Genomic DNA, 23,699 nt, shown 5'->3' with positions numbered 1-23,699 from the left:
GCGAGGCACCGAACAGGATGCCCGATCATGAACGTGTCACTCACAACGATGAATCCAGCACTGGTATATGAGCCAACCTCATCCGTGCTTCTACGCTCTTTCAAGGCGGCGGCTGTGGGCCGGACTTGAGGTCCGGGGAGGTTCATCAGCCTCCAGGAGCTGTGACCTTCGGTCCGCGTGAAGCGGAGACACTCGGGCCTCACTGGCCCCTTAACTTAAGGGATGAACCACTCCGCTTTCGTCACATTGAGTCGCCGCGGCTCATGGTGGACCGACCCGCGCGGCGAGACCGGGGGCACCGCCGAACGGGCCATTAATGCACGGCAGTTGTAACTACCAAGATGTGGCCAGAAGTCGCCATGACTCCCTTGCGTCTCGCTTCCCACCTCGCTGAGCATGAGAGTCGTCCGGAAAGCCCTGATGTCTCCGGCATATTCGTCCGTGCGCAAGGAAGGGCACGCAGGCGCCATGCAGACGAAGTCACCCGATTCCACCGCCACCATCGCCCTCGCGGGAGCCGAGTTCGGCTGGGGCAGCACCGGTAAACTCAGTGCCCTGATCGCGACTCTCCGTGACCGATCACCGATTCCGCTGCGCTTCGTCGGCATCGCCTCCGGCCTGGGCCGTGCGCTCCTTACGGAGCACGGGATCGACCGCTGGTACGACGCGCGCGCCGACGACCGCCAGGCGGTCGCGGACGTGGCGCGCCGTGAGAACGTCAGTGCCGGACTGGTCGTGCTGGAAGGCCCGGCGGCCACCGCATTGGAGGCCGCCGGGGTGCCCACGGTCTTCGTGGACAGCCTGCCCTTCCTGTGGACCGAGGGAGACCGGGACTCGCTCCCGACCGACGTCTCCGTGTACTGCGCCCAGCGGTGCGTCGACCTGCCCGCCGAGTGCCGGGGGGTGCTCGCCTCGATCACCAACCTGCAGTGGGTGGAAGCGGTCATGGCGGTACCCGGCCGGGAGATATCCGCCGGCTCACCGGCCGGTCCCGTCCCCGGCTCGTCCGTGCGCCGCGCCCTGGTAAGCCTCGGCGGGCTGCGTTCACCGACGCTCACCGACTGGACGTCCTACCCGAGCCTCGTCATACCGGCCGCGCTGGAAGCGCTGGATTCCCTCGGTGCGCGGGAGGTCCATGTGGCGGGCAATCTCCCGGACGGGTTCTCCGCCGACGCGGAGCACTCCTCGCGGATGCGCGTCACCTACGGTCCCCTCGGACACGAGGCATTCCTGGAGCGGCTTGCGGACACCGACGTCCTGCTCACCTCACCGGGGCTCACCACCTTGCTGGAGGCCGGCGCGCGGGGCACACCCACCGTGTGTCTCCCCCCGCAGAACCTCAGCCAGATCTTCAACGGCCGCTTCCACAGCCGGGCGGTCGGCGCCGACGTCCGGGTCACGTGGCCCGACCGGGTCTTCGCCGAGGCCGAGGTTCTGCGTGACCGCACGACCGCCGAGGAAGCGGCGCTCCGGCTGATCTACACGGGCATCGCCACCGCGGCCGTCGAAGACGCCGTACGGACCCGGGCCGACATACGTGACGGCGTCCTCGCGGCGCTGCGCCGTGCCGGTTCCGGAGCCCGCTGGACCGCTCTCGTCGACACCGTCGGCCGCCACGGCGCGGCCCAGGTCGCCGACCACGTCCTGAATCTCGTTCCGCGGGCCGCGATCGCGGCCCGCGGCTGAGGGGACGACGACAGACCGGCTGCCGCCGGCCCACAGGAAGGTTCCGCCATGACCGAGCGAACGGCGTCCCGCCCCAGCGGGCCGGGCCGGCGCGGCAGCACCCGCGAGAGGTATCTGTTCATCCGCCTGCTGGAGGCCTGCAACGCGGACTGCTTCATGTGCGACTTCGCACTCTCCCGGGACACGTTCCGCTTCTCCCTGGAGGACTTCGACGAGCTGCTGCCCCGCGCCGTGGAGGCCGGGGTCGGCTACATCCGCTTCACCGGTGGCGAGCCGCTGATGCACACGGACGTGGCGGAGCTGGTGCGCCGGGGCACCGACGCGGGCATGAAGATGTCGATCATCACCAACGGCATGATGCTGCCCCGGCAGATCGAGCGGCTTGCCGACGCGGGCCTCGCACAGATCATCGTCAGCCTCGACGGGGGCTCGGCCGCGACACACGACGTCTACCGCCGCTCCCCCGGCATGTTCGACAACGGGCTGCGCGGGCTGCGGGCGGCCGCCCGGCTCGGCGTGCTGCCCCGCGTGAACAGCGTGGTGGGACCGCACAACTACACCGAGATGCCCCAGTTGCAGAGGGTCCTCACCGAGGCAGGAGTGCGGCAGTGGGAACTGTCGGCCCTGAAGCTCGAACGCGCCATCAGCTACCCCGATCCCGACCATGTACGGGCCTTGTGCGACCCGGTCTACGACGCGGACCCCGAGCACATGCTGGTCCCACTCGGCAAACGGTTCTACGGGGACACCCCCGAGGAACAGGAACTGTATTTCTCGGACTCCGTCACACCGCGGGCCAGCGCACCGCTGTGCCATGTCGTCGATGACGTGATCTATCTCGACGGCAAGTACGGCCGGGCGTACGCCTGCAGTTGCCTGCCGCATCGCGAGGGCGACGACGAACCGGGCGGCGCTCCGCTGCGTGAGGACGGGGTCATCCGGCTCGACACCCCTGCTTTCCGTACCCATGCCGACTTCTTCCGCACCGAGGGACCGCGCGTGTGCAACGGCTGCTCGACGACGGCGGCCGGATACAGCGACGACATCGCCCGGCTGGGCGGCGTACGGCCGTGGCAGTACTGATCCGCCCGAGCGGCCCGGGTCCCCATCGGTCAAGGCGACAGGAGAGAGATGCCCGCCAATGGCGAGGAAGCGTTCCCGGCGCACGGGCCGGCACCGGCACGCCGGCGCCTGCTGCTGGTGGCCGACCCACGGCGGCTGGACTCGCTGACGGCCCGACGCAGGGTCGCCGCCCATCTGCGCGAGATGGACCTGGTCGTGGAGGCCGGGAGCACGGAGGAGCAGGGGTGGATCGGGAAGGACGCGGACCGTCCCGACGCGGCCCTGGTGTGCGATCTTCCCGGCGCGGCGCAGGCGCTGACCGGGCGCGGGGTGCCGGTCGTGCATCTGCACTCCGGGTACCGGTCCACGGAGTTGCCCGCCGTCACGGCGGCCGTCGTGCGGGCGCATGCCCCCGCCTGGCTGCCGGCCCCGCGAAGTCCCGCCGGCACACGCCCCGCGGGCCTGCTCGCACCGGCCCGGCTGGTGCGCGACAGAACCCGGGCGGGATGCCTGCTGCTCGTCTCCGCCTACCAGGTGCCCGGCCATGACCTCACCGCCTTCGCCGACGGACTCCTGCGAGCCGTGGCCGAGGAGGCGGTGCGCCGCACCGGGCGGTGCGAGGTGGTGTGCGACGGCGAGGCGGCGAGCACGGCCGCCGTTCTGACGGGCACCGCCGGTGTCCGGGTGCACGACGCCCGCTCGGTCGACGTGGACGCCCTGCACGCGGCGGCCGATGTGTTCGTCGCCTCCCCGACGCTGACGGCCCTGACGCTGGCGCAGTCCCGCCGCACCCCGCTCGCCCTCCTCCCACCCCTCGACCACGACCAGGACGACCTGGCCCGGCACGCCCGCCAAGCCGTGCGGGTGCCGACGGTGACCGACCCCGCCGACCCGGCGCTGTGGGCCCCGTCGGACGCCGACGCCCGCTCGGCATGGGCCGCTCTCGACTCGGACGACCTGCGCGGCGCCCAACGTGTCGCCCGGACGCTCCGTCAACTCGCCCTGGCCCCGATCGCTTTCTGAATCCCACTCATCCGCCACGCTGTCCGCGGGACAGCCGTGCGTGCGCCCGGCCCCGCCGGGCGCACGCACCCGACCCAGCAAGGTGTTTTTCCGACCCGAGTCGCCGGACCGGAGTTGCGATGTCCCACATGAGTACGGAATCCGACGGGATCAGGCCTTCCCTCACCCGTCGCGAAGACATCCCCGACGAGCAGTGGAACGACTGGCGCTGGCACATGCGCAAACGCATCACCAATCTCGACAAGGCCCGGGAGTGGATCCGTCCCACTCCCCTGGAGGAGAAGGCGATCGCGGAGACGGCGGGCAAGTACCGGTGGTCCGTCACGCCGTACTACGCCTCGCTGATGGACCCGGACGACCCCGGCTGCCCGGTGCGGCAGCAGGCCGTGCCGGCGCTCGGCGAGCTGATGGAGTTCAGCGGCGCCGAGGTCGACCCGGTCGGCGACATGTACTACCGCAGGACCAACCGCGTCGTGCACAAGTACCCCGACCGAGTGATCATGCTGATCACGGAGGCGTGCCCGGTGTACTGCCGGCACTGCACCCGCAAGTTCCACACCACCGACGTCGACGGCACGTACTTCGAGCGCAACGAGGGCGAGGACTTCAGCGAGGACCTGCGCTACATCGCCGACCATCCGGAGATCCGGGACGTGCTGCTCACCGGCGGCGACCCGTTGTCGTACCGGGACGGAAAGCTGGAGGAGATCATCGCCGGTCTCCGGGCCATCCCGAGCGTGGAGATCATCAGGATCGGCAGCCGCTTCCCGGTGCTGCTTCCGCAGCGCGTCACCCCGGAGCTGTGCGAGATGCTCGCGCGTTACCACCCCGTCTGGCTGAACACCCACTTCAACCATCCCAAGGAGATAACCCCGGAGTCCGAACGGGCCATCGACCGGCTGCTGCGTCATGGCATCCCGGTGGGCAACCAGACCGTTCTGCTGCGCGGGATCAACGACGACCTGGGCACCATGCGCCGGCTCATGACCGAGCTGCTGCGGATCCGCGTACGCCCCTACTACCTCTACCACTGCGACAACGTCACCGGTGTCTCCCACTTCATGACCTCGGTCGAGAAGGGCTGGGAGATCATGGAGGGCCTGCAGGGACACATCACCGGTTTCGGCGTGCCCCAGTACGTCCTCACCACCCGGCTGGGGAAGATCCCCATGGTCCGCCCGTACTACCGCGAGACACCCGACGGGCTGGTTCTGCGCAATTACCGGGGCGAGGAGATGCTCGTCGACGACAGCGTCTGTCCCCTCACCGAATCCGCCGCGGCGCACGCCTTCCGGAACGCGCCCGACGTGACCGAAAACCGGACGACGGCCACCGGGGAGGGTGCACGATGACGCTCGACAAGCGGCTGGGACAGCGGTTCCTGCCCTACGGTGCCAACTACCTCGACTGGTCGGACATGAGCGAACTGCGCCACGCCATCGAACAAGGCGTGCTGTTCCGCTACCAGACCGAGACGGAGAGCATGGCCGACAGGCTGGAGCGCCGGGTCGGCGAACAGCTCGGCGCGGGCCATGTGCTCGCCGTGCACAACTGCACCGAGGCACTGCGCCTCGCCCTGGTGTCCACCCGGCCGCGGGCCGGTGACGTGGTGTACATCCCGGCCGTCACCTTCGTGGCGGTGGCCGGTGCGGTGCTGTCCACCGGTCTGATCCCGGTGCCGGTCGACGTCGACGAGTCGTTCTCCCTGGACGCCTCCTTGCTGCCGCCGGACGCACAGCGGGTCGTCGTCGCGCACATGGAGGGCGCGGTCGCCCCGCTGCCCGAGGGCGTCCCGTACGTGATCGAGGACGCGGCGCAGGCCCTCGGCGCGGCCTTCCCGGACGGCCGGCACACCGGCACCCGCGGCTACGCCGGTACCTTCAGCTTCCACCACAACAAGATCCTGACCTCCGGCGAGGGCGGGCTGCTGGTCACCAATGACCCCGCGGCCTGGCAGGTGATGCGCTGCTACCACGACCACGGCTCGGCCCGGGTGCCCGGCCGCTACCCCACCTGGAACGAAGGCGCCTACTACGGCGAGAACTTCGTGACCAGCGAGGAGGTCGCGGCCATCCAGCTGCAGCAGTTCCGGCACCTCGACGACATCCTGGCAGGCCTGGAGCGCCACTACGCCATCACGGCGCAGGAACTCCCCGGCCGACGCGACATCGGGCTGGTTCCCCGGTCGGCAGGCGACGCGAAGATCAGCCTGCGGCTGCGGCTGGAGAGCCGGGAGCTGCGGGACGCGGCGGTGGCCCGGCTGAGCACGCGCGGTGTCGCCCACTGGACGCTCGGCAAGTACTTCCTGCCGGAGCACCCGGTCCTCACCTCACGCAACTCCCTGTACGCGGACGGCTTCCCCTGGAACCTCGCCGACGGGGTCCCGCGGGCCATCAGCAGGGACGGCTTCGCCCGTACCCGCTCGCTGCTGGACCGCACCCTGTGCGTGCCGCTGTCCCCCGAACTGACCGAGGCCGAGCAGCGGGTGGCGGCCAAGACGCTCCGGCAGACACTGGAGTCGCTGTGACCGGCGCCGCGCAGGCCGTTCTGCTGGCGGACGACCGGGCCTGCTCCTTCACCCGCTATGCCGCCCGCAACCGCGCCGACGGCCTGGTCCTGCTGCGGTTCGAGGAGGCTCGTGCCGACATGTCGGCACAGTACCTGGACGAGACCGCCCACCTGCCCGCGTTCTGGATCCGCCGCGGCGTGCCGCTCGCGGCCGAGGCCCGACGCTATCTCGACTGGATCCGCCGGCAGCCGGTTCGCCCGACCCGCTTCTGCAACCCCTCCGAACCGCGTCAGGAGGTCGCGCAACGCTTCGCGGGGCTGGTGGGCCTGCCTCATCTGACGCCCCGGCAGGTGCGGTGGGTGCGCAACAAGGCCGACATGAAGGACAAGTTCCGGGAGCTGGGGCTGTGCACCGCCGCCTACGCCCGGGTCGCGACGGCCGGCGACGTGACCCGCTTCGCCGCCGCCCACGGCTGGCCGGTGGTTCTGAAGCCCGTGGACTCCTTCGCCTGCGTCGACACCTACCTCCTGCGCGAGCCGGCCGACGTCGGACAGGTCGATCTCACCGCGCGCCGCTGGATGGTGGAGCAGTACCTCGGCGGCACCGAGTGGGAGGCGTGTGCGCTGATCCTCGACGGCGAGGTGCTGGACGTGTGGCCCAGTGCCATGCCGTGCCGGCCCCTCGACATCGTCGAAGGGGCGATGAACGCGAACATCAGCGTCGCCTCGGGCCCAGGACCGGCCTGTGACGTGACCGGCACGGTACGAAGTGTCGTGCGCGGGATGGGCTTGGACCACGGCTATCTGCACATGGAGTTCTTCGAGATCGACGGCCGGGTGTACGCGGGGGAGGTCGGGCTGCGGATGGCCGGCTGCGAGATCGCCGCCAACCACGGGCATGCCTACGGGTTCGACGTCTTCGGCGCGACGCTCGACGTGTACGCCGGTCTGCGCCCCGCCCTGGAGTACGGCGAGCGCCGCTGCGTCGGCGATCTGCTGCTGCCGCTGCCCGGTACCGGCACGGTAACCGCGCTGACGTCGCGGGAGGAGCTGCTGGGCCTGCCCGGCGTCATCGCGGCCGCCCTGCGTGTCTCGCCCGGTGAGCGCGTCACCGCACGGCGTGCCTCGCACAACTCCTGCGGACACGTACATGTCGAGGGCGCGACGGCCGCCGAGGTGGAAGAGCGCATGAGACAGGTGCTGGACGCCTTCACCATCGAGGTCGCCGCGGGCGCCGAGTCCGCACCGGCGCCTTCCCTCTGAGCCGCGCGCCGCCCGCGCGCCCGACCCGTCCACGACCCACGGAGGACCGAACCCACCATGACAGGGATGCCACGGAGGTTCCTGCGTCTGCTGACGCGCCCGCACATTGCCGGGCTCGCCTGGTGGAGCGTGGTCTCCAGGCTGCCCGTCTACCTGATGTCGCTCGCCATGGTCCTGGTGGTGCGTGAGCAGGGCGGCGGATACCCCCAGGCGGGTCTCGTCTCCGCCCTCTACACCGGGGGCATGGCACTGGGCAGCCCGCTCGTCGCCCGCCGGGTCGACCGCGCCGGCCGGCGGCCCGTGCTGCTCGCCACGGGGATGACGTATCCGGCCGCTCTCGTCCTCCTGGTGTGGGCCACCGGACCGGCGGACCCCGCCCAGCTCGTGCTGGCGGTCCTCGCCGGAGCCGCCCTGCCCCCGGCGAACGCCTGTATGCGCAGCCTGTGGGCGCGTCTGCCGCTCGAAGAGGACGAACGGGCGACCGCCTACCTGTGGGAGGCGCTGCTCACCGAACTCCTCGTCATCGGCACGCCCGTCATGCTCGCGGCGCTGATGGCCGTGGGCTCGGCCGGGTCCGCCCTGACCGCGGTCGCCGTGCTGGGCGGCATCGGCGCGGTCGGGCTGGCGCTCACACCACTGCCGCCCGAAGCGGGTGAGCGGGACCGGGCGGCGGCCGGGCAGGACGGCTCACCCGACGGCCTGCTGGGCCCGCTGCGCAACCGGGCGCTGCTCGGGCTGCTCGCGGTGATGGCCGCCTCGGCCGTGCCGATCGGTCTGATGACCCTCGCCATCCCGGCCTTCGTCGACGCCCACGGCACGGCAGGGCGGACCGGGTTCGTGTACGCCTGCTGGGGCATCGGCAGCGCGATCGGCGCGCTGTGGCTCGGGAACGCACAGACGGAGCGGCCCGTGCACCGCCGCTTCCCCTGGCTGGTCCTCGCCTTCGCGGCGGGTACGGCCCTGCCGCTGCTGGCCGGTTCCGAGCTCACCCTCGGACTCGCGCTCGCGGTGGGCGGTGCTCCCATCGCGCTCGTCTCCGCCGCCGAGATGACCCTGGTCAGCACACTCGCCGATGGCCGCCTGCTGACCGAGGCGTTCACCTGGGCGTCCCTGTCCACCGTGCTGGGAGAGGCGATCGGCCAGCAGACGGGCGGTCTGCTCGCCGACCCGCTCGGGCCGCACGGCGTCTTCACGGTCGCGGTGGGCACCGCGCTGCTGACCGCGCTGGGGGCCTTCGGCTGCCGCGGCCTGTTCGCCCGGACGACGGCCGCACCCGCCACCGCGGACACGGGCACCGGCTGACCCGGCCGCACGCCCGAAGGCGCCCCTCCCATGTCCCGTACCGCCCACTCCATGTCACAGCCCGATCGCAACACCAAGCCAGACAGAGGTCACCCAGATGCAGTCCGCCCACACCGATCCGCGTCACACCGAGCAGAGCGCGTCCCCACGTCCACCGCTCTTCCGGCCGGTGCCGCCGAGCCGGCTCAGCACCGCGGTGAAGGAGTTCCTCGCGGCCCCCGGGACCACGCCGGTGCCCGTCGTCACCGACGGCCGCGCCGACCTGGCGCGGGCCGTCGAGCTGGCGGGCCGCCTGTACGACGGTACGCATCGGCCCGCACCGCTCGACCACGGCGTGGTGCTGGGCGGCGAGGAGCTGCCGGACGGGCTCACCGACCTGGTCGCGCCGCTCGCCCGCACCTGGCTGGCGCCGGACGACCTGCGCCGGTTCGGGCACGACCTGCGCGGCTCCCTCCTGGTCGTGGGCACCTACGACCGGCTGCGCCTCGACCCGGTGCGCGGCCTGCTGCAGAGCACATACCGGGCCGCTGGGCTCGGCCTCTCCTTCCTGAGCGGCCGCGATCCGGTCTCCCTCCTGTGGAACACGGCCAAGCAGTACGCGCGGACGCGGGACTCCCTCACCCGTCTCGGGCTGTTCACCGACACCGACCGGCCCGCCTCCACCGACCGGGTACGGGTCTACGACGACCGGGACTTCGACCGCGTCGACATCCAGGCGGAGATCCTCGGCAGCCCCTGGCGCAAGGTCGTCTTCCAGGGCCACGGCAAGGACGACAGCATCAACCTGGGCGAGTTCACCATCTGCGGGCTCAACGACACCGCCCCCAGGGACACCGAACTCCTCGGCCCGCGCTGCGCCTACGGCCTGGCCTGCTACAAGCCCGAGGACAAGCTCGTACCGCTGAACGAGGTGACGGCCGCCGAAGTCGTCCTCAGCGCCTGCAACAGCGGGCCGCTGTCCGACCTCGCGCTCTACGACCCGCGCTACCAGATCCTGCTCAACGCGCTGGACGGTCCGGCCCGCACGGTCGTCTCCGCCGTCTCCGTGCACGACTCCGACCGGCCCGAGAACGCGGCCTGGATGCGGGCGGCCGCCACCGGAGCCGACTCCGTCGACACTCTCAACGCCAGCCTGGCCGGCTCGCACCCCTACCCCGCCTTCATGCGCTTCGGCCTGCCCGCCGGGCCGGAGGGGGACCGGCCCGAACCGTCGGACCACCGTCCCGACGCGCTGCTCCTCACGGTCGGCACGCGGCTGACCGCACTGCTCAGCGGGGAGCTGCTGCCGCACAACCACCCCTTGCGTCCCCGGCTGGCCAAGCTCGCCCGCAAGGTGGACCTGTGGGTCGCCCGTCCCACCCACTTCGCCGACCAGTCGGACAGCGAGATCCGGGCCTCCCTGGAGGCCGATCTGCAGTCCCTCGACCACACCATCGCCGAGCAGGTCACCGACAACCCGGAGACCGAGCTGATGAACTATCCCGCGCACTTCGGGGACCGCAGCCGCCTGGACGAGCGGGTCGACGAGGTGACGTGCCACTGCGGCCGGCCCGCGCAGCGGTTCACCAAGCGGGGTCTGCTGCCGCACATCCTGGACACGGTGTGCGTGGTGTGTCTGCGCTGCGGCGATGTGACCTTCCGAGTGCCCGACTCGCCGCAGCTGCTGGCCTTCGCCGCGGACGAGGTCCCGGCGGGCGAGGTGCTGGAGGTCCGTGCCGAACTGACCGCGGCCCGTCCGGGTCCGGTGCGGCTCGGTCTGTTCGTGCCGACGTACCTGCGCGAGGACACCGTCGTCGAACCGGCGATCGTCAAGGTCAGGGGATCGGACCGGACCACCAGGGACGTGACGTTCCGGGTGCGGTTCGCCGAGCGGACGGCGCCGCAGGCCTACTACTTCACCGTCTTCGCGGTGCAGGACCTGGCGGTCTCCACCGCCCGGCGGCACTTCGGAGTCGTTCCCCGGCGAGGCTGACAGCCGTCAGCCTCCTTCCCGTCCCGAGGAGGACAGTAATGGAGCAGAGCACCGGCGCGATCGCCGCGGACTCCGCCGAGCCCGAGATCGAGCTGATCGAGAAGGACGGCGAGGTGACCTTGAGCATCGGCGGCGAGCAGGCCATGCAGGCGTGGGAACGCGACCTGATGTGGGCGAGCGCCGATCTCCTGTGCCGGCACGGGCAGGACTTCTACGAGGTCGGACTGGGTCTCGGCCTGTCGGCGCTGCGGATCGCACGCAACCCGGCCACCCGGAGCCACACCGTCCTGGAACTCTTCGGCGAGGTGGAGGAGTTGTTCCGGACCGCCAATCCCGACCTGCCGCCGACCCTGTCCATCGAGCGCGGCGACTTCTTCCAGCGGATCAAGGAGCTGCCGAGCGAGAGCTTCGACGGCATGTTCTTCGACCCTGCCCTGGACATGGAGGTGTGGACGGACGAGGAGCTGTGGGCGAGGACGGTGCCCGAGGTGGTCCGGGTGCTGCGGCCCGGAGGCGTCTTCATCCCGTTCTTCAGCACCAAGCCCGAGCTGCGCTGGCAGTACGTCGAGCACTTCCGCCGGATCCACGTGGAGCGGCATCCGTACCAGGCGTACGACACCACGGAATACACCTACGGCACCAGTGGCAACGCCTACATCCAGTGTTTCTACAAGGACTGAGGGAACCTCGTGAACGTCATCAGCAGTGCGTCGGAGTCCGTCCTCGACGGCGTGCGCAGCGTCTTTCTCGCCGGTCCCTTCATGGGACTGGTCAACCCCGAGACCAACAGCATGCCGAGCGCCGAACAGCTTCCCTTCCTCACACTCATCGAGCACTTCGAGAAACAGGGTCTGGAGGTCTTCAACGCCCACCGGCGGGAGGCCTGGGGTGCGCAGGTGCTGACACCGGAGGAGTGCACGCCCCTGGACCAGCTGGAGATCCGCAAGGCGGACGTCTTCGTCGCCATCCCGGGCATCCCGCCCTCCCCCGGTACCCATGTCGAGATCGGCTGGGCGAGCGCGTTCGACAAACCCATCGTGCTCTTACTGGAGGAGGGCAGGGAGGAGGAGTACGGCTTTCTCGTCCGCGGTCTCGGTACCGTCGCCGCGGTCGAGTTCGTCCACTACAAGGACATCGCCCTGGCGAAACCGCAGATCGACGCGGCGATCCGCAAAGTGGTGGACCGAGTGAACAACCCGGCCGCAACGCCCTGACCGAACCGTGCACCGCATCGTGCCCCGCGTGACGGGAAGTGCGCGGGGCACGGTGTTCACCGTCGGCCGCACGGTCGGGAAAGGTGAACGCGGGGGCGCTGCCCGGGCGCTGGTGGGACTCGTTCCGAGCCGGTCGTTCCGCCCGGCCGGGTGCTCCTGGATACTGGCTCAATGCCGCAGCCGCCGCTCGCCGTGGGCCCCGAACCGATAACCGCCGACCCGCCCCACACCGCGGACCGGCCCCTTCTCACCCAGTCCTGGCTCGATCTGGCCTTTCTCCACTGGGCCGCCGACCCGGCGGACGTCGCCCCGCTGCTGCCGACCGGTACCCGGCCGGACACCTTGTACGGCGTCACCTACGTCGGTCTCGTCGCTTTCCGGATGCACCGCGTCGGCTGGTTCCGCCTTCCCGGAATCCCGTACCTCGGTTCCTTCCCGGAGACCAACGTCCGTCTGTACTCCGTGGACGCCCACGGCCGGCGCGGCGTGGTCTTCCGCTCCCTCGACGCGTCCCGCCTGATCCCCGTCGCCGTCGGCCGGGCAGCGTTCCGGCTCCCGTACATCTGGTCGCGGATGGAGATCCGCCAGGACGGCAAGACGGTCGTCTACACGAGCAGCCGGCGCTGGCCCGGACCTCGCGGCGCGCACAGCAGCCTCGCGATACGGATCGGCGAACGGGTCGAGGAACCGACCGAACTCGAACACTTCCTGACCGCCCGCTGGGGCATGCACAGCGCCTTCTTCGGCCGGTCCCTGTATCTCCCCAACACGCATCCGCGCTGGCCGCTCCACCGTGCCGAGCTGCTGCGCTGCGACGAGAACCTCGTGGTCTCCGCGGGCCTGCCCGCACCGGTCGGGCCGCCTGTCAGCGTGCTCTACTCCCCCGGAGTCCCCGTCCGCTTCGGCCGGCCGCCCCGCACCCCGGCCGGCATTCCCACCCCCTGAGGGGCATCCGGCACGGAACGTGCCCTACGGAGCGAAGACGCGGTCCAGCGCGGCCATGGTCCCTGTGCCGACGACCGGGTCGTCGGGAGCCAGGCCCTGACCACGCTTGAAGGCGGACACCGCCTGACCGGTCTCGTCGCCGAACCGCCCGTCCGCGCCGAACCGCGGCAGCGGGAACCCGAGGTCGATCAGCGCTGCCTGCACTTTCATCACCGCGCGCCCCTCCTCCGGGGCAAGCATGCGGTGGGTGCCCGCCAGACATTGCTCAAGGACCGGATCGTCGGCGAAACGAGGCGCGCGCAGCGGCGAGTCGGGCGGGACCGGCTGCGGGGCGGAGTCGTCCCGCAGGCAGGCGGCCGGTGGTCCCCACGGCTCGCCCGACGTGGCCGCGGTGTCGGTGTCGGCCACGAACCGCTGGTCGACCGAGACCAGCCAGCCGAGCACGTCACGGATCAACTCCTCGTCGAGGGCGGCAGCGTCGACGTCGAAGAGGCTCGCGACCGTGGGCCCTGCCGCCATGTCGCCGTTCAGCATCGCCTCCAGGTCGCCCGGCGCGAGAGGGGGCGGCTCGTCGGTGACGCCCAGCAGCCCGGGCAGGCCGCTGAGGGCGGCGGCGGTCACCGCGTCGCCCTCGGCCAGCACCAGGCGTTCGTTCAGGCCGAGCAGGACCAGTCCGTCGGACGCCGACAGCTCGTCGAGCAGGGAGTCCCGGGAGGCGGTGCCGTCGGTCAGGGCGAGTACGTGGGCCATCGGTGCGTTCCTCCTCGTAGGCGCTCGTTCGGCCGGTCATGCGAAGACGTCGAGTACGCCGTTCCGGTCGGAGTCCAGCCAGCCGACATGAGCCTTGGTGGTGTCGCAGAGGAGGTTGTCCTTGCTGTTCATCAGGCATGGCTCAGGGTGGGGATTGAAGTGGTCGCAGTTGATGTTGGCGAAGTCGAGCCGGCCGAATCCCTCGCCCTGGTCGTCCAGCAGGCGGCACGGCACCACGACGCCGGTGGAATCCGTAGCCGAGTATTCGTCGGGAGCGCCGAACAAATGGCAGATCTCATGGGCCAGGACCAGCGGCGCGGAATTCAGCCGGAATCCCGTGCGCGCGTCGAACATCGGCCAGGAGAGCGCGCAGTACGCGAATTCGTCGACCGCGGTCGCCACCCAGCCGCATTCGTAACGCGTCCACAGCACGATGACCGCGTGGTCGTTCGCGCCGAGGGAATCAGCCCGCAGTGCCCGCATGCCGGCCGCGTCGGTCTGGCCCGTCAAGATCTGCAGGGCCTCGTCCCGCCACGGCTGTTCCCGGGCGATGATCACCGCCCGGTCATGGGAGTTCGGGTCGGGCAGCGGGGCGGGCGGCGGCGCTGTCACCTGCACGCTCGTGAACCGCAGGTCCCAGACCAGGGGGACCCGTGTGTCCATCGCCGTGGCCTGGACCCCCAGGATGCGCAGCGCCATGACGGTGATCGCCTGGACTCGGGCCGTCTCGGCCGCGGTGAAGAGGGCGGGCGTACCCGCCGGACCCGAGACGATGACGACCCGCACAGCCACCTTGCCGACCAGAAACGGGTTCTGCTGCCGCGCACTCATCTGCTCGTCCGCATCTCAGACATCTCCCTGTGGGACATCGACCGGCCGAAGCCGGGCGACCCGGGGCACGCACCTCAACTGTAGGACTCGGCAGGCGCGCAGGCAGCTCGGCGTCTGGTCCCGGAGCGGTCGGCAGGGCCGCCGTTCGGTGGCGGGATTCGGCCATTGGAGTGAACATGGAAGAGAGGTGAGCGGCGTCGCCGCACCTCAGAACTCTCACGACCTCGGATGAGGCGTTTCCCATGTCCTTCAACACCGCCCGTCCTGTCACGCCGAGGCTCCGGGAAGAGCTGCGCAACCATGCCGGCGACGGCCGTCGCGAGGGCCACGGCGACGGCGGTGGCGACTTCGGCGGCCGCAGGCGGCCGCCTTTCCACCCGCCCGACGGCCCCGACCCGCGCAGACCACCGGACCCCGGACCGGACACCGAAGACGTCGCGGAGGGACCGTTCCGGGTGGTGCGGCCTGCGGACATGCTCGTCGTCGACATCAGTCTGGTCAATCTGCGATTCGACGGTCACCGTCTGGTGCGACGGGATCCTGGTCAACCGGCGTTCGTTCTCGCCGGGCTGCCGCCGCAGCACGTGCGGGAGGAGGTCCCCCCGCCGCTGAAGACCCTCCCGCCCGTACTCGCTCCGATGAAGTCCTTCACCGCCGGCTCGACCCAGCTGGCTTTCGCGGTGCCGGCCAACCTGGACGGCCTGGACCTGTCGCTGGCCGCGTTGCTCGACTGGGCGCGGCTGGTGCCGTTGACGGTGCCGGCGGGCGTACCGGGCCCGGACCCGCCGGGTTCCACGGTTTTCCAGGGCGTTCCGAGAAGCGTCATCGAGTTTCCCACCCGACTGCTGATCACCTACGACGAGCCCGTGGACTGGGTGGGCCGGACGGACCCCCAACAGGCCGACGGGCGCGCGGCGTTGTGGCACGCCCGGCTGCACGGTGCGCAGGACGGCGAGGTACTGCTGCGGGCCTTCGCGGCCGTCCGGGACCGGGGCCCGCTGCCCGCGGGCAGCCCTCTCACCGATGTGAACCTGGAGGACATCGTCACCCTCACCAGCCGGGCCGAACTCACCGCCGGGGGCGTGCCCATCGACGTCCCGAGCGCGCCGCTGCACGCCGAGCAGTTCATCGTCACGCCCATGGGCTCCTCGACCCATCTGCACGGCGCCTGGCAGGCGCCGCAGGAGTCCGACAAGCCCCGCTACCAACTGGCCGGGCGGCACTTTCCCGACCTGGAGGCCTACGACCACATCACCGGGCTGGGCCGTGAACAGTTCATACGTGTCGTCATCCGTGGCAAGTTGACCTCCCGTCATCAAGCCGCACACGTCATCGAGTTCAGGCGGGTGTTCGCCGCGCGGCCGAACGACGGGATCGTCGCCTACCTGCAGCGGGAGGACCGCGTCGTCGTCAAAGAGCCGGAGGTCCAGTACGGGCCCGAAAACGGTTTCACGTTCGGGGGGCGCGAAATGCCCTTCCGCGCGCTGCGCATCACGGATCGCGTCACCCCGGTGATCAGGCCGCCGGACCCGAAGACGGATCCGCCCCCCGACCCGACGAAGCCCATCAGGGACGAAATCGCCTTCTGGGTACAGCTCCTGAGTAGCGGCGAGGACTACGAGTTCAACCTGATCGGTACGGACTGGGAAGGCCGGAAGGTCAGCTTCACCATGCCCTTGGTGTTCGTGCCTGACGGACTGAGCAACCCTGAAGAGGCACTGAAGAACCTGTACAAGGAGAAGCCGGGCCGCATGCTCCGGCAGATGCGCGGCCAGGTCATGGCCATGGTCCAGCCACCGTCCGACGCTCCCGGCAGCACCTGCCACGCGGTCAAAGAGCTGACCTTCGGGCTCGGGGCCTACGTCAGCGGCCAGGAGGAGATCCGCCCCGTGGTCGGGCAGCTCCACGTGACCGCCGCCGCGGTATGCGTCCCCGCCCTGGAGCAGTTCACCCCGAACGCCGGTGATCTGTCTGTCACCTTCAACGACACGTACCTCAGGCAGACCCTGGAGAAGCATCCGGCGGGCGCGTATCTCAACCTGAAGGACCCGCTCCCCCTCACCGTCGGAGCGGAGAAGGCCGGCGGAGTCGCCAGCCCCGGGACCGTGCTCAAACTGATCACCGCGCAGGCGGGAGTCGTACCCGACGTCTTCGCGACAAGCGACAACGGGGCAGTTGTCGGCCCGCTTCCCGTGCAAGACATCAAGAATGCGTTCGCCGGTGCCCAGCTTCTCGGCGGGATCGACCTCAGCCGTTTCCTGAAGGCCCTCGACAACGACAAGCTCGACACTGTGCAGAACCTCGGCGACGACCAGATCGAGGCCGTCCTGAACGCTGCCGACGGCCTGTTGCCGGTGCCCGTATTGCGTATCCGCGACCTGGTGGACGGGCAGGGCAAGGAACTGCGTTACGTGTGGAAGACCCAGCTGGGCAAGAGCGATTCCCCGGCGGACATCCTGGACGCCGAGGGAGCGACGCTGACCCTGGACGCCCGGACCATACGCTCGAAGGACGCCGCCGACAAGGCGACCGTGGAGGGCAGACTGAGCAACTTCGCACTGGTCTTCGCCGATGTCGTCCAAGTGCACATGGACAACCTGGTGTTCAAGGCCGGCCCGGGAAAGAAGCCCGATGTCACGGCCACCGGCGTGGAACTGAAGTTCAAAGGCGAGCTGGAGTTCATCGATACCCTCCGCAGCGCCCTGCCCGCCGACGTCTTCGGGGCGGGCGCGTACGTGGACATCGGGCCCAGCGGTGTCACCACGGGCTACAAGTTCGCTCTCCCGGCCATCCCCATCGGTGCCTTCAACCTGTCGAACATCACGCTGGGGGCCGAGTTGAAGATCCCGTTCGACGGCGATCCCGTCACGTTCCGCTTCTCGGTGTCCGAGCGGGAGCATCCCTTCAACGTCACCGTGTCCCTGTTCGGCGGCGGAGGCTACTTCTCCATGCTGGTCGACGCCACGGGTCCTCGGCAGATCGAGGGCGCCATAGAGTTCGGCGGCAATGCGGCACTGAATCTCGGGGTCGCGAGCGGCGGGGTCTCGATCATGGCCGGTATCAGCTTCTCGCTGGACGACAAGAAAGCCTCCGTGAGCGGCTACCTACGGTGTCATGGCTTTCTGTGCGTGCTGGGCATCGTCACGGTGTCCGTCGACTTCTATCTGCAACTCACCTACGACAAGGACAAGGAACGCCACCAGTCGATGATCCGTGGCAAGGGTTCCCTCACGGTGAGCGTGCGGATCGCCTTCTTCAGCAAGTCCGTCTCGCTCGAACTCGAGCGGAGCTTCTCCGGCGCGCCGGGCGACCCGTCCTTCGCCGACTGCGTCCGGCGGGATCCGGACTGGCGCGAGTACTGCGCGGCGTACGCTCCTGCACCTGTTGGGTGATGACCATGCCATTCGAACAGCACATCAATTGGACGGTTCTCCCTCACGGGTTCTCGGAGGACGGCACGCAGGCCAAGGTGTCGGTATTCATCGCACCGCGGCTGCTCACGCCCGATGGGAAGGAGGGCACGCTGGCGAGCTTTCCCGATTTCGTGCGCTGGCCGGAGAAGATCATGGCGGCCACCTTCGAGTTCGCCACGGAGCTCGGCACCGCGACGCCACCCGTACCCGCGCCCTTCACCGGGCCACTGAAACCCCAGGACCCGCCGCCCGTCACGGAGCTGTGGACGAGTCTCTTCGACGAGGGAACCCCGTTGCTACCCTACGCCTTCCCCCCGGGTGAGCGGAACTTCCGCACGTACTCGGCCCGAGAGGTCGGCGGCTACACCAAGGGGGTCTACGCCGGCACGGCCAGGGACTTCCCCGAGAGCCCGCCCTCGACGCTCGACGCGATGAGCCGTCAGACCCCTTCGTCCACGGCCGGCGAGACCGTGGCCGCGGTGACCAGCGCTCCCGGCGTGAAAGACGGTGCGACTCCGCCGCCGTTGGCCGGCCTGGAGGCGTTCCACCGGACCTCGCAGGCACCCGGGCTCGTCGCAGGAGAGCCGGTGAAGCCGTCGAAGCCTCCGTCGCCGCCGCCTGCCGACTTCCACGCGATGCTCACCTCGCTCGGGGACCACCCCGTGCTCCTCAGGCGTCTGGGACTGGTTCTGGAGTTCCTTCTGCCGATCGATCGGCTGCCCGTTTCCTCGGGCGAGCTGCTGCTGACCGTGATCCCCCGCTGGACTCCCGCCCTGCGACAGGACTCGTACGACGTGCCATGCCGCACCCGCTACTTCTTCAACCCCGACCCGCTCTCGCCCGACCACCGCCTGTTCGTTCCCGCGGCGCAGGCTCCCGCCGACGGCGACACGCTGGCATCCCCGTCCCGGGGTCTCGTGGTGCTGGACGAGACGAAGTTCTCCGTCGAACAGGCCGACATCGACGGTGCCGCGCTCAAGATGTTGTCGGTCCCCCAGGGTGCCACGGGGCTCTCCCCGGTGCGGACCCATGGGATTTCGCTGGTCAGAAACGATCGCCTGAACAGCCTGAAGGACGAGTTCGGCCGGGCGGACGTGCACAACAAGGCGTTCAACGGGGTGGCAAAGCAACAGGGGGCGACACTCCAGACACCGGCCCCCCAGTCTCCGGGAGCCGGGCCCGAGGAGGCGGCTCCGCAGGATGAACAGGAGCCCGCTTCCGCCCCCGAACTCCTCGCCAAGGACGTGGTCCGCGGCCACCGGATGGACATCTGGGACGAGAGCCTGAAGGCGTGGTTCTCGCTGTACGAGCGTGACGTCGAGTACCGCAAGCCCCATGGCGGGCCGCTTCTGCTCACGGCCTCCGACGAGGGCTTCTTCCAAGCCCACCTGGCCTCAGCGCCGGACGATTCCACCATGCACGTACCCGAGCAACTGGCCACCTGGGACGGCTGGTCGCAGGCCGCGCCACATCCGGGCCTGGTGCTGGACACCGACATAGGATCGCCCGACCAGAACATACCCCCCAACAAGCCGGTGCCGCCCCGGAACGACCCGGGGATGGGACTGGACCTGGAGATCACGGTCAAGGCACGACCCGCTTCCCTGCCCAGGCTGCGGTACGGCCATCCGTACCGGGTGCGGCTGCGCACCGTCGACCTGGCGGGCAACGGCCTCGACTTCCCGGGGGCCGAGGCCCTGATGAAGTACCTGAACGGCGTGGTGCTCCCCGAGGCCGAGCCATTGGTGTTCCGGAGGTACGAGCCCGTGCCCGCGCCGGCCGTGGTGCCCAGGCTGGTGCTCGGGGAAGGCGCCTCGGCGTTCCGCATGGTGATCCGGAGCAGCCCGGGAGCCGTGCCTCCCCCGGCCGCCGCCACAGGCAGTGCCGCGAGGGTCTCGCTGGCCAATGTGCGGTTCGGCCGGACCAACGAAGATGTCCGCACCGTCCAGAAGGCCCTCGTCGCCGAGGGCCACAACCTCCCCCACGGCGCGGACAGCGTCTTCGGCGACGAGACCAGGACCGCCTATGCCGAGGAACAACGTGACCAGGGCTTTTCGGGGAGCGGTGCCGACGGCGACCCTGGGTGCCAGACCCTGACCGAGCTGGGCCGCAAGAACGGCTTCAGCGTCGACTGCGGTGCCGGACCCGGCGCCGACGCGTCGGCGGGCAGTACGGCGGAACAGTACGCCGCGGACTTCAACCGGTCCTCGCCGGTCACCTCGGAGGGGCACGTCCCGTACCAGGGGATCGACGAACGCCATGTGGTGGCGCCGAAGGCGTCGCTGCAGTGCGTGGAGTGGCACGGACTGCTGGACCCGGCCATCGGCTCGACCGACCACGCCGTCCAGGACGCGGTGTACGACCTGGCCATTCGGGAGAACGGCTCCCTCAGCGACCCCCACCCGGATGTGGTGTTGAAGTCTGTCAAGTCACCGGCGGCCGATCCCAACCATCCGGCGATCATCGCCCTGCACACGGGCGAGCAGGTCGAACTGCCCTATCTTCCCGATCCACGGACCACGGGAGCCGTCCTCCTGGACCTGCCCGGGCTGCCCGCCGGTGAGCCCTTTCCCATCCCCTGGGACGGCGATGTCTGGCACCGCCCCAAGTCGTTCAGGCTGAGGCTGGCCGAAGGGTCCGGGCCGCCCCGCTTCGACGACGGGTCCCGCGTACTGACCGTATCGCTGCCCAAGGGAACCGTGGCGACCGTCCGGCTGTGTTCCAGGATCGACCTGGACGAGGCCATCATGGGCATGGCCTCGTGGTGCCGGAAGGAGGCGCCGCAGGCACCGGGGGCCGCGACGGAGACGGAGGCGGAAGCGGCGGCACGGATGGCGGCGGAGTCGCAAAGGGCCGACCAGGTGCTGGAACTGGCCGCGGCCAGTCGGCACTGGATGTTCACTCCCTGGCACGAGCTGACCCTCGTGCACGCCGTACAACAGCCGGTGAAGACACCCGTGCTGACCCTGCTGCTGCCGCCGCCGACGAGTCCCCGTCCCGAACACGCCACCGCCGAGCACCTCGCCGGCACCATCGCGCTGGACGAGGACAGCACGGGCCGGGTCGACCTGGTCGCGGAGTGGACCGAGGTGACGGACGCCGGCCCCACCGGCCGCGACACCCGGAGGATGACCGCCCCGGTGTTCGGAATGCTGACGGACAGAGCGAACCGCGACAGCGCCCCCGGCACCGAACCCGCCGTCCTGCAGAACGGTGTCCTGACCTTCAGCACCCAGGTGTCGGAGGACAAAGCCAAGGCTGCGGCTGCGGCTGCCGCCACTGACAAGGACAAGGCAAAAAGGACGCCGCTCGTCCTCGAGAAGCACGAGTTCGGCGACACCAAGCACCGTACGGTGCACTACCGCCCCCTGGCCGGCAGCAAATTCGCAGACTACTTTCCCGCGCAGTACGCCGAGCCCGGCCGGCACACGCTGACCGTACAGGGAGCGGCGCAGGAATATTCGGTGCTCAGCAGTGCACAGCCCACGGCACCGCGCTTGCTGTACTGCGTGCCCACGCTGGCCCTGGAGCATGCCGACGGGCCGTCCGGCGCCATCGTCCACCGTCGGCGCGGCGGCGGCATCCGGGTGTACCTGGACCGTCCCTGGTTCTCCTCCGGTGACGGCGAACTGCTCGGCGTGGTCCTGGGCGAGCCGCCCGGAGGCGACCCGGCCTCCCTGCGGGACGCCTGGGTCACTCTGATGGGCCGCGACCCCATCCACCGTTCCGCACCCGTCGTCGCCCCGACCGCGGACGTGTTCACCAACGCGGTACGGCACTCCGAGACGCTCTCGCTTCCCCCGCCCAACGACCCGCTCACCGTCACCGTCGTGGGCTTCACCCCGCAGTTCGACGCGGACGAGAAGGGCGGCCGCTGGTTCTGCGATCTGGAACTGGACACCAAGGACGCCTGTCTGCCGTTCGTCCGGCTCGCTCTGGTCCGATACCAGCCGGAATCGATCCCCGGAGCCAAGCTCTCGTCGGTCGTCCTCGCCGACCTCGTACGCACCCTGCCCGACCGCGAGCTGACGGTCAGGCCCGGCCAACCGCTCACGGTCAGTGTCACCGGCCCCTCCTGGGACCCCACGGGCGCACGGCCACCTCAGATCACCGCCACGCTCCAGCGCAGACACGACGTCGTCACCGACCACGACCTCGGCTGGGTGACCCTGGAGGACACCGTCACCCAACTCACCTCGATCGACGCGGAGTCCTCGCACAGGCCCTTCTACACGGGCCAGATCCCGATACCGCCCGTGCGGCGCGGGGTGCCGCTGCGCCTCATGGTCGTCGAGACCGAGGGCATCCAGGCCGACGGCCCGACGGCCCCCACGCCCCCGGGGCCGGTGCTCTACTGCGACACCGTCGATCTACCGCCGGGGCAGGACACTTCGGACGGGCACGGCAGGCCCGGGGACGGCGATGACGGGCGGGGCGACGGACGCGGAGACGGGCGTGACGGACGGGGCGATGGACGTGACGGACGCGACGGACGCGGAGACGGACGTGACGGGCGCGGAGACGGGCGCGGCGGGCACGGTGGCGGTTTCTCCCACCATTGACCGCGGGCGGTGAAGGCCGAGGTCCGCTGTGCCCGTGCCCGGCGGACTCCACTCATGCGCGCTTACAGGCCGGCGGAACCGGACGGAGAGGACAGACGTCATGGACATCCCGCAGGAAGTCATCGATGCCGCTGACGCCGTCGCACCCGAAGTGCTGCTGATACCCGGAGTCACCGGGGTGGGACTCGGATTCCGCGAAGAGGACGGTGAACTCGTCGACGAACTCACCGTGCGCGTACTCGTCGCCGACGCCGGCGACGTTCCGGCCGGAATTCCGGAGAGCCTCGCGGGGCTGCCGGTCGCCATCATCGAGTTCCCGGTCGAGCCGCTCTTCGCTCCGGATGTGACCCGTTACGACGACCTCCCCGGTGGGGCGCAGATCGAGCCGGTGCGGGGCGCGTCGGGCACGCTCGGTGCGATCGTTCAGGACGGCACCGGTACCGAGGTCGGTCTCACCTGCCACCACGTCTCCGGTGATCCGGGCAGCACCTTGTGGCAGCCGGAGGCGCCCCTGTTCATCGCGGGTGGTCCTCCTCCGGATCTCACGAACGCTCTGGGCGAGACCATCGCCGTCGCGTCTCCCGCGACCCAGACGATCCCCGTTCCCTCGGGCGCCGGACTGCTGCTCGGACGCCAGCTCGACGCGGCCACCGTGTCGTTGGGCGAAGCAGTCGATCAGGGGCGCACGCTCAACCACGCGATCACCGACGGGTTCGGAGTCATCGACTCCACCATGCCGCCCTCGACCGGGATGTTCGTCAGGAAGCGTGGTTCGCAAAGCGGCCCGACCGCCGGCATCGTGGTCGGAATTCAGCTGGTCGTGCCCTGGGACGCCGAACCGCGGACGCCGCCGCCCGGCCACAGGTTCGTCATGTCCCATCAGTACGAGATCTTCTTCCTGCCCCCTGGATGCCCGGACGGGATCTTCGCCAGGGGAGGTGACTCCGGTTCCTTGGTCCTGGAGAACGACAATCGAACCGCGGTCGGTCTGCTCTGGGCCGGGAACAGAGCGGGCGGCACAAGGGCTCTCATGAGCGACATCACCGTGGTGGAGAGCGAGCTCGGCATCAAAGTGGCTTGGCCGTGACCCGCCCCCGGCACGCCTACTCTGCGCACGGGCCGATTTCCATGGAGAACGAAGAGTCCGGAGCCTGGACGACGACGAGGA

Annotated in this window: 16 protein-coding genes; 14 read left to right on the top strand and 2 right to left on the bottom strand. The window is 70.0% G+C overall.

The genetic code is table 11. The annotated features are described in order from the left end of the window. Positions 1 to 468: 468 nt before the first annotated feature. The 11 genes from AVL59_RS19985 (at position 469) to AVL59_RS19935 (ending at position 12,975) form a co-directional block, all read left to right on the top strand. Positions 469 to 1,686 carry a hydroxymethylcytosylglucuronate/cytosylglucuronate synthase gene (locus tag AVL59_RS19985; RefSeq protein WP_067306281.1) on the top strand — a complete coding sequence of 406 codons (1,218 nt, stop codon included), beginning with the start codon at positions 469 to 471 and terminating at the stop codon, positions 1,684 to 1,686. Between the two features lie 48 nt (positions 1,687 to 1,734). After that, a complete protein-coding gene (gene blsE, locus AVL59_RS19980) occupies positions 1,735 to 2,769 on the top strand; it encodes a cytosylglucuronate decarboxylase (RefSeq protein ID WP_067306278.1) in 1,035 nt (344 codons plus the stop codon). Between the two features lie 48 nt (positions 2,770 to 2,817). After that, entirely contained in the window at positions 2,818 to 3,771 is a 954-nt protein-coding gene (blsF, locus tag AVL59_RS19975; protein WP_237281564.1) for a CGA synthase-related protein, read from the top strand. 128 nt (positions 3,772 to 3,899) lie between these two features. Next, positions 3,900 to 5,123: an arginine 2,3-aminomutase gene (blsG, locus tag AVL59_RS19970; protein ID WP_099053299.1), complete on the top strand. Its 1,224-nt coding sequence runs from the start codon at positions 3,900 to 3,902 to the stop codon at positions 5,121 to 5,123. Then, a complete protein-coding gene (locus tag AVL59_RS19965; protein WP_067306273.1) occupies positions 5,120 to 6,298 on the top strand; it encodes a DegT/DnrJ/EryC1/StrS family aminotransferase in 1,179 nt (392 codons plus the stop codon). The genes blsG and AVL59_RS19965 overlap by 4 nt, the downstream gene beginning before the upstream one ends. Then, on the top strand, positions 6,295 to 7,542 hold the full coding sequence (locus tag AVL59_RS19960) for an ATP-grasp domain-containing protein (RefSeq protein ID WP_067306266.1): 1,248 nt from the start codon (positions 6,295 to 6,297) through the stop codon (positions 7,540 to 7,542). Before AVL59_RS19965 ends, AVL59_RS19960 begins: the two co-directional genes overlap by 4 nt. Positions 7,543 to 7,608: 66 nt before the next feature. Then, complete coding sequence (locus tag AVL59_RS19955) at positions 7,609 to 8,844, top strand: MFS transporter (protein WP_237281563.1); 1,236 nt, start codon at positions 7,609 to 7,611, stop codon at positions 8,842 to 8,844. A gap of 97 nt (positions 8,845 to 8,941) precedes the next feature. Further along, positions 8,942 to 10,816 (top strand): hypothetical protein, encoded by a 1,875-nt coding sequence (locus tag AVL59_RS19950; RefSeq protein WP_067306256.1) that lies wholly within the window; start codon positions 8,942 to 8,944, stop codon positions 10,814 to 10,816. Positions 10,817 to 10,854: 38 nt separating this feature from the next. Beyond that, positions 10,855 to 11,496 carry an L-leucyldemethyl-blasticidin S guanidino methyltransferase BlsL gene (blsL, locus tag AVL59_RS19945; RefSeq protein WP_067306253.1) on the top strand — a complete coding sequence of 214 codons (642 nt, stop codon included), beginning with the start codon at positions 10,855 to 10,857 and terminating at the stop codon, positions 11,494 to 11,496. A gap of 9 nt (positions 11,497 to 11,505) precedes the next feature. Next, positions 11,506 to 12,030: a TIR domain-containing protein gene (locus AVL59_RS19940; protein ID WP_208870406.1), complete on the top strand. Its 525-nt coding sequence runs from the start codon at positions 11,506 to 11,508 to the stop codon at positions 12,028 to 12,030. Between the two features lie 171 nt (positions 12,031 to 12,201). Beyond that, positions 12,202 to 12,975 (top strand): YqjF family protein, encoded by a 774-nt coding sequence (locus tag AVL59_RS19935; RefSeq protein ID WP_067306249.1) that lies wholly within the window; start codon positions 12,202 to 12,204, stop codon positions 12,973 to 12,975. Between the two features lie 24 nt (positions 12,976 to 12,999). Here AVL59_RS19935 and AVL59_RS50510 read toward each other — a convergent pair whose 3' ends face one another. Together AVL59_RS50510 and AVL59_RS19925 are read right to left on the bottom strand one after the other, a co-directional pair. Further along, positions 13,000 to 13,725: a peptidoglycan-binding domain-containing protein gene (locus AVL59_RS50510; protein WP_067306248.1), complete on the bottom strand. Its 726-nt coding sequence runs from the start codon at positions 13,723 to 13,725 to the stop codon at positions 13,000 to 13,002. Between the two features lie 36 nt (positions 13,726 to 13,761). Further along, on the bottom strand, positions 13,762 to 14,556 hold the full coding sequence (locus AVL59_RS19925) for a hypothetical protein (RefSeq protein WP_067306246.1): 795 nt from the start codon (positions 14,554 to 14,556) through the stop codon (positions 13,762 to 13,764). A gap of 242 nt (positions 14,557 to 14,798) precedes the next feature. Between AVL59_RS19925 and AVL59_RS19920 the strand changes: the two genes are divergently transcribed. From AVL59_RS19920 to AVL59_RS19910, 3 genes are all read left to right on the top strand, one after another. Next, a complete protein-coding gene (locus tag AVL59_RS19920) occupies positions 14,799 to 17,948 on the top strand; it encodes a hypothetical protein (RefSeq protein WP_067306243.1) in 3,150 nt (1,049 codons plus the stop codon). A 5-nt stretch (positions 17,949 to 17,953) separates the two neighbouring features. Continuing rightward, positions 17,954 to 22,531: a peptidoglycan-binding domain-containing protein gene (locus AVL59_RS52995; RefSeq protein ID WP_162494772.1), complete on the top strand. Its 4,578-nt coding sequence runs from the start codon at positions 17,954 to 17,956 to the stop codon at positions 22,529 to 22,531. A 100-nt stretch (positions 22,532 to 22,631) separates the two neighbouring features. After that, positions 22,632 to 23,618, top strand: a complete 987-nt coding sequence (locus AVL59_RS19910) for a hypothetical protein (protein WP_067306236.1) — start codon at positions 22,632 to 22,634, stop codon at positions 23,616 to 23,618. Positions 23,619 to 23,699: the final 81 nt, after the last annotated feature.

The organism is Streptomyces griseochromogenes (assembly GCF_001542625.1).
GTDB classification, from domain to species: Bacteria; Actinomycetota; Actinomycetes; order Streptomycetales; family Streptomycetaceae; genus Streptomyces; species Streptomyces griseochromogenes.
Note: the sequence above shows the minus strand (reverse complement) of the source record. Positions and strands in the feature narration are given on the sequence as shown.